General features: G+C 51.1%; 3 protein-coding genes. All 3 read left to right on the forward strand.

Annotated elements, in window-relative coordinates:
• A partial coding sequence (locus tag DEH07_07945) for an ISAzo13 family transposase (GenBank protein ID HBY04450.1) occupies positions 1-177 on the forward strand: 177 nt, incomplete at its 5' end.
• Between the two features lie 341 nt (positions 178-518).
• Positions 519-3,569 carry a hypothetical protein gene (locus DEH07_07950; GenBank protein ID HBY04451.1) on the forward strand — a complete coding sequence of 1,017 codons (3,051 nt, stop codon included), beginning with the start codon at positions 519-521 and terminating at the stop codon, positions 3,567-3,569.
• Complete coding sequence (locus DEH07_07955) at positions 3,562-6,756, forward strand: hypothetical protein (GenBank protein ID HBY04452.1); 3,195 nt, start codon at positions 3,562-3,564, stop codon at positions 6,754-6,756. Before DEH07_07950 ends, DEH07_07955 begins: the two co-directional genes overlap by 8 nt.
• Positions 6,757-6,759: the final 3 nt, after the last annotated feature.

Consider the following 6,759-nt stretch of genomic DNA (forward strand, 5'->3'; position numbering starts at 1 on the left):
AGCCTCATCGCCAACACTCCCACCGCCGCCGGCCTTAAGGTGAGGCGCCAACTCGATAAAAACGAGTACCCGACCGGCGTGCGGGTGTCCGATGCCGAACTTAACACTGTGCGCTTGGAGCGCTCCGAGTTCCATGGTGATTGGAATTACGCAATACACCCTCAAGAGAAGTTATGAGTTATTTTGTTACGGATCCTTAGAGATCTATATATGTTTTTTAAGGAGAACCCTTATTGGTGTATGCCGTTAGTTTTAGAAAATATTAATGCCAATTGACAAACCGTTGTCACTAGCCTGGCTTTACTATAAAACATAGTCAGGTTTTTTGTTATATGAGATAAATGTAATAATATCCCTATTCTTACAGCTGATTAAAAAGCCAATTGCTGGTAGAATTTCTGATGTGAAAACACAATTTTAGGTTTACTTTTTTATTTGGAGTGATTTTCATTAATTATCTACTTTCTTCGCTAAAAGAGGTATGTGAAAGGTATCCGCTGCAGGAGAAGGTACTGATTGTGCCGGGATACAGCCAGGGGCATGAGCTTTGTGAAGCACTGGCCAGGAGTGGCGCAGGCTGGGTAAACTTGCGCCCCGAAACCACAACCGGCCTTGCACACCAGGCAGCAGGTGATGATCTGGCTGAAAAAGGTATTACTTATTTGACCGGCTTGTTGACAACGGCTGTAGTTGAAGAGATCTATCACAGCCTGGAAGAGCAAAAAGCCCTTCTGTATTTCGCGAGGGAAAGCTATTCCCCCGGGCTGGTCAGGGTAATAGCTTCTTCAATATATGAACTGAGATACTGCGGGATTACCAGCGATACTCTTGACGCAGACAATTTTATCAGCAAAGACAAAGGACAGGACATGGCTGCGCTGTTAAAGGCATATGAGCATTATCTCACGGACCATAAATATATTGATGCGCCTGGTTTGCTTACATTTGCGCTGGATTTGCTCTCTGAAAAAACTCCTATGGATACGGACACCATTTACATACTGCCTTCTTTCATACTGATCAGCCGGCTGGAACGTAGATTAATTGATTCGGTTACTGCAGGAAGGCTCGAAATTTTAAATACAGACCCGATTTACGGGATATCCCGACCGGGAATGGCGCCGCAGGCATCTGTGCCGGAAGACGTTGCTGTTTCACATACCGAAGTGGACCGTCTGCCCTGGCTGTATCAGGTTGACCAGTCGCCGGAGCCGGTTGGCGACGGTTCTTTGAGCATTTTTCATGCTTATGGGCTGATCAATGAGGTCAGGGAAATATTCAGACGGATTACAAAGGAAGGGATATCTTTAGACAGTGCAGCGGTCGCCTGCACAAGCAGCGAGTATATACCTGTTTTTTATTCACTGGCCAGGCGCCTGGGATTAAATGTGACCTATGGGGAGGGAATTCCCGGTACGCTTACCGGCCCCGGCAGAGTTCTCAAGGGTTTGGTTGAATGGATCAGGTCTGACTACTCCGTCAGTGCGTTAAAAGCCCTTGTTTTAAGCGGTGATGTGGCGCTGCAGCTTGATAAAGAGGGAAGTGAAATCCTTGCGCCGGCTGCAACTGCGCGGATGTTAAGCGTTTCCGGCGTCGGCTGGGGGAGGGACCGTTATATCTTGCTGGAACGGATGGCCGGTACTTTTAAAGAAAAAGCTGCGGAAGAATTATCAGAAGAAGATGATCCGGACAGCAGGCGCGAGCGGTATCTGCGCTTAAGCGTTCTGGCTGAAGGGATATACGATGTGATCAGCGGGTTCATCTCAAACCTGCCGGTTCCGGATGATGAGGGAAAAATCAGTTTCAGGGAGCTCGCCGCCGGTCTTTCATGCATTATGTCAAAGATAACTAATACTCAAAGTAATTTTGATGCCGCAGCGCTGCAAGGATTAATCAACAACCTGGCTGATACCGGGCGGTATATATCATTTAACCTGGAAATCGAAGAAGCTTTGGAGCGGGTGGAAAACATCCTTGACGTTTTCCGGGTTGGGGCGTCTGGTCCCAAGCCCGGTCACCTGCACATTGTTAATTATGAGAATTTAATCTGGTCCTGCCGTCCCAACACCTTCATTGCCGGGCTGGGCGCTGATATCTTCCCGGGCAGCGGACGCCAGGACCCTGTTCTGCTGGACAGTGAACGCAGGCGGATTGATGCCTGGTTGACCCTGGGCACGGACAAGCCGGTTGAGAATCAATATATGATGGCGCTGGCCCTTGCCTCCAGGCGGGGGCGGGTTACTATGAGCTTTCCTTCTTTTGATGTTATACAAAACAGGTCTGTCTTCCCTTCGAATATACTGCTCCAGTCGTATCGCCTTTTACAAAAGGATACCTCTTTAGATTACACGGACTTGATCAACTCCCTGGGCAAGACGGCAGGGTACTGCCCGCATGAAGGAATGCCGGCTTTGGATGAAACAGAGTGGTGGGCTGCCCGGGCACTGACAGGACCGGGTATGATTAACGGCAATGCGGCGGTAAGGGACTGCTGCCAGGGGATTGCGGTAGGCAGCCGTGCGCTGGAGGCCAGGCAAAGCCCCGGTCCGACTGAATATGACGGGATGATTACTGGTGATAGCCAGTTTGATCCCCGCCAAAATTTTGATCTGGTTATGTCCTGCAGCAGGATCGAGGACCTGGCCGGTTGTCCCTTCGCTTATTTTCTAAAATACATCTTGCGTGTCCTGCCTCCGGACGAAGTCAGCTATGACCCGAACTGCTGGCTGGACGCGCTGGAGCGGGGCTCATTTCTGCACGAGCTGTTCTGCAGATTTATGAAAAAGCTGGCGGCTGATCATGAGAGTCCCAGTTTGACCAGGCATAAGACGATGATGATGGAGATGGCCGATGAACTGATTGGCGATTATAAAAAGAGGATTCCAATACCCGGCGATCTTGTCTTTCAGCGGGAGGTAAAAGATATCCACCGCTGCTGTGAAGTTTTCTTGGCTGCCGAAGAAGTTCATGCGGCAGGCGCTCCCGTGCTGTTTGAGGTACCCTTCGGCCTGGGCGGTGAGGCAGTGGCGGAATCCGGCGCAGGTCTGGCGGATCCTGTGAAAATTGAGCTGGGCGGCGGTACCAGCTTTTTGCTTAGAGGCAAGATTGACAGGGTGGACGAGGTGATTGAAGGGATTTACCAGGTATGGGACTACAAGACCGGAAGCACCTATGGCTATGCGGATCACATGTACTTTTGCGGCGGGCGACAGATCCAACACGCCCTGTACGCTGTTGCAGCCGGGCAGATTTTAGAGGGGCTTTTGCCAAAGTCATCTCCCCGGGTGGAGATTGCCGGATACTATTTCCCCACGGAACGGGGCGAGGGCTTGAAAATAGCCCGCCTACAAACCGGCCGCCATAAATTGCCGGAACTTTTAAACCACCTTTTTGATCTCCTGGCTGGAGGCATATTTATCGCTGCTGACCACGGGGAGAAATGCGGCATCTGTGATTACACCGGTGTGTGCGGTGGGGAAAATGCTGTGGACCGGGTTAAAAAGCTGCTGGCTGAGTCCGGCGACAGCTCCTGCCTGGAACCCTGGAGGAGGCTGAAGGACTATGAATAAGCAAGTTTTGCAAGACGATGTTTCACGCCGGGCTATTGTGGAGGATCTTGATACCTGCCTGCTGGTGGAGGCAGGCGCCGGGTCCGGAAAAACGCACAGCCTTGTTGAACGGATGGTGGCTCTGGTTAAAGAAAATAAATGCGCCGTTGACAGAATTGCTGCTGTGACATTTACCAGGAAGGCCGCCGCTGAGCTAAAGGGCAGGTTCCAGCTGGCCCTTGAAAAGTTTTTAGCCGGTGAAACCAGCCAGGATAAAAAGGTGAGGTTGAACCATGCGCTGAATGATTTGGACCGCTGCTTTTTGGGAACTATCCACTCCTTTTGTGCGGCTTTATTGAGAGAGCGCCCGGTTGAGGCGGGGTTGGAACCGGACTTTGTGGAAATAGAGGAGCTTGAAGATAAGCTGTTAAGCGAGCGGGCCTGGGAAGAGTATTTAACCCGGGTGCAGGTGGAGAACCCGCAGGCGCTGGAAGATTTATTGAAAATCGACGTCAGTGCCCAGGATCTGAAAGAGTTTTACAGAGTTTTGTCTGACTACCCTGAGGTGGAGGCAGACAGGAATTATTCCCCGGTACCTGACTTGAAGGCTGTACGGGTGGCGTTAAATAAATTGCTCAACCGGGCTGAAAAGCTGCTGCCCGCCAACGCCCCATTAAAAGGGTGGGATAGTCTGCAGTCACTTCTTCGCAGAGCACTGGCGCGGCGGCGAATCTTTGGCCTGGATGAGGACATTACTTTACTGCGGCTGCTGGCAATACTCGATAAAAAGGGGCGTGTCACCCAAAACCGCTGGCTGTCAAGGGATGATGCCATAGCAGCGCAGGATGCCTTTAACCAGTTCCGGGATGGGCATATTACCCCGGCGCTTAAAGCCTGGCGCGAGCACAGACACAAGCGCCTGGTCGATTTTGTCCTGCCGGCGGTTGAGTTTTACAGCAAGCGGCGTACTGAGCGCTCCAGGCTGAATTTCCAGGACCTTTTAATGTCCGCTGCCGCCCTGCTGAAAGGTAACCCCGAGGTGCGCAGTTATTTTCAGGAGAGGTATACACACCTGCTGGTTGATGAATTCCAGGATACAGACCCGATCCAGGCAGAAATTATGTTTTACCTCACCGGCCAGGATATCCACGAGCAGGACTGGCGCAAACTTGTCCCCCGGCCGGGAGCGCTCTTTGTGGTAGGGGATCCCAAGCAGTCAATTTATCGCTTCCGCCGCGCAGATATTGACACCTATAACGAGGTAAAAAAATTAATTGACTTAAGCGGCGGCAGTGTGTTGCATTTAACGTCCAATTTCCGCTCAGTAAAGGCCATTGGGGACTGGGTTAACCCTGTGTTTAAAGGCCTTCTGCCTGCTGAGGCCACTTCGTTTCAAGCTGCTTTTACTGATCTTAATACAGTAAGGGAAAACAAAGAGGGAAATATCGGAGGAATCAGGACAATTAATATTCCCAAGGTTTCCCGGAATTCTCAGAGAGAAATCGCTTTGTTCGACGCCGGCCGTATAGCGCGCTGGATAAGATGGGCTGTCGACGGCGGGATTACACTGGAAAGGACCGCTGAAGAGATCGAGGCCGGTTTTACTGAAAGGCCGGGGCCGGCTGATTTTTTAATTTTGCTGCGCTACAAATCAAATATGGATCTTTACGCCAGGGCTTTAGAGGAGCAGGGCATCCCTTTCCAGATAGCCGGGAGCGGCGGGTTTTCGGAATCTGCGGAGATAGCCGAACTGCTTAAGGTCCTGAAAGCCATTTTAGATCCTGATGATTCTGTCCGGTTGGTCGCTGTCCTCCGGGGAGGCCTTTTTGGGTTAAGCGACAACCAGCTGTGGCTTTTCAAACAGGCAGGCGGTCATTTCAGCTTTTATGCCAGGGTCCCGGACAGTATGGATCAAAAGGACCGGGAGTTTTTTGAGTGGGCCTTCGGCAGATTAAAGGCCTTCCGGAAGTGGACGCAGGATCTCCCGGCCAGCGCTGCCCTAGAAAATATCATGCAGGAGCTGGGTATTATACCCTACGCTCTGACCGGGGAGCTTGGCCGCAGCCGCTCCGGGTACCTGGCGCAGTGCCTTGAGTTACTGGCTGCCGCTGAACGGGAAGGTATTACTTCATTTGCTTCGCTGGTTGATTCACTTGAGCTTCTCATAGAAACAGGGGTGGAGGAAGAGATTAATATCGCCCCCTGGGAAAATGACGCCGTCAGACTGATGAACCTGCACAAGGCCAAGGGGCTGGAAGCGCCGGTCGTTTTTCTGGCCAACCCCGGCAAAGATGTTACATGGGAACCGTCCGTCCATATCAAAAGAACCGGCGGCCTGCCGTACGGCTATTATGTTGTGAAAAAGAAAAAAGGATTCACCGAGGAAATACTTGGCCAGCCTTTAAACTGGGATGAGCTTGCCGATATCGAGAAGAAGTATCTTGACGCCGAGGAAACCCGCCTTCTTTATGTAGCAGCTACCAGGGCAAAAAACCTTTTGGTAATAAGCGTTTACCCGGATAAGCCGGAAATCAGCCCCTGGCAGTCCTTTAACGGACATTTTGAAGGAGTGCCCGCATTAGAGGAGGTTAAGGTTATCCCGGCTCCATCGAGTGTGGGCGGTGATACGATTACCAACCAGGACCTGGCCGGGGCAAGGGGTGGTTTTCTTGGTCCCGGGAGTCCGCTTAATATTCCTGGCTACACTATCGCTTCGGTTACTTCTCTGGTAAAAGGGAGCGGGGATACGCCGGAGAGGAAAGCCACCGGCCGCGGGCAGTCCTGGGGCAGGGTGATTCACAGGGTACTGGAATCATCTGTTAAGAAAGCGCCTAAGAAAGCGCCCGCCAACCCGGAGCTTTTTATTGAAAATGTTTTAACAGAGGAGAGCAGGGCGCCGGAGGAAAAAGAGCAGGTCTTAATCCTGATCAATAAAATTATGCAGTCAACTATTTGGCAAAGGATGCTGCAGAGTAAAAAGCGGTTTGTGGAAGTTCCTTTTTCGGTGAAGGTTGAAGACGGAAAACAAGATTTTAAAGGGGACACTGTTATTTCCGGGGTTATTGACCTTGTTTTCCTTGAGGACGGCGGTTGGGTGATAGTGGACTACAAAACTGATACTATAGAAAACGAAGAAGGTCTTGCCGGCCTGGTTGACTACTACACTCCGCAGGTTGAAATGTACAGGAAGTGTTGTTTATCAGGATAAACT

The organism is Desulfotomaculum sp. (assembly GCA_003513005.1).
In the GTDB taxonomy this organism is placed as follows: domain Bacteria; phylum Bacillota; class Desulfotomaculia; order Desulfotomaculales; family Nap2-2B; genus 46-80.

Coding starts and splice junctions, on each gene's coding strand:
- DEH07_07955 (HBY04452.1), top strand. CDS start 3,562: ATGAATAAGCAAGTTTTGCAAGACGATGTTTCACGCCGGGCTATTGTG.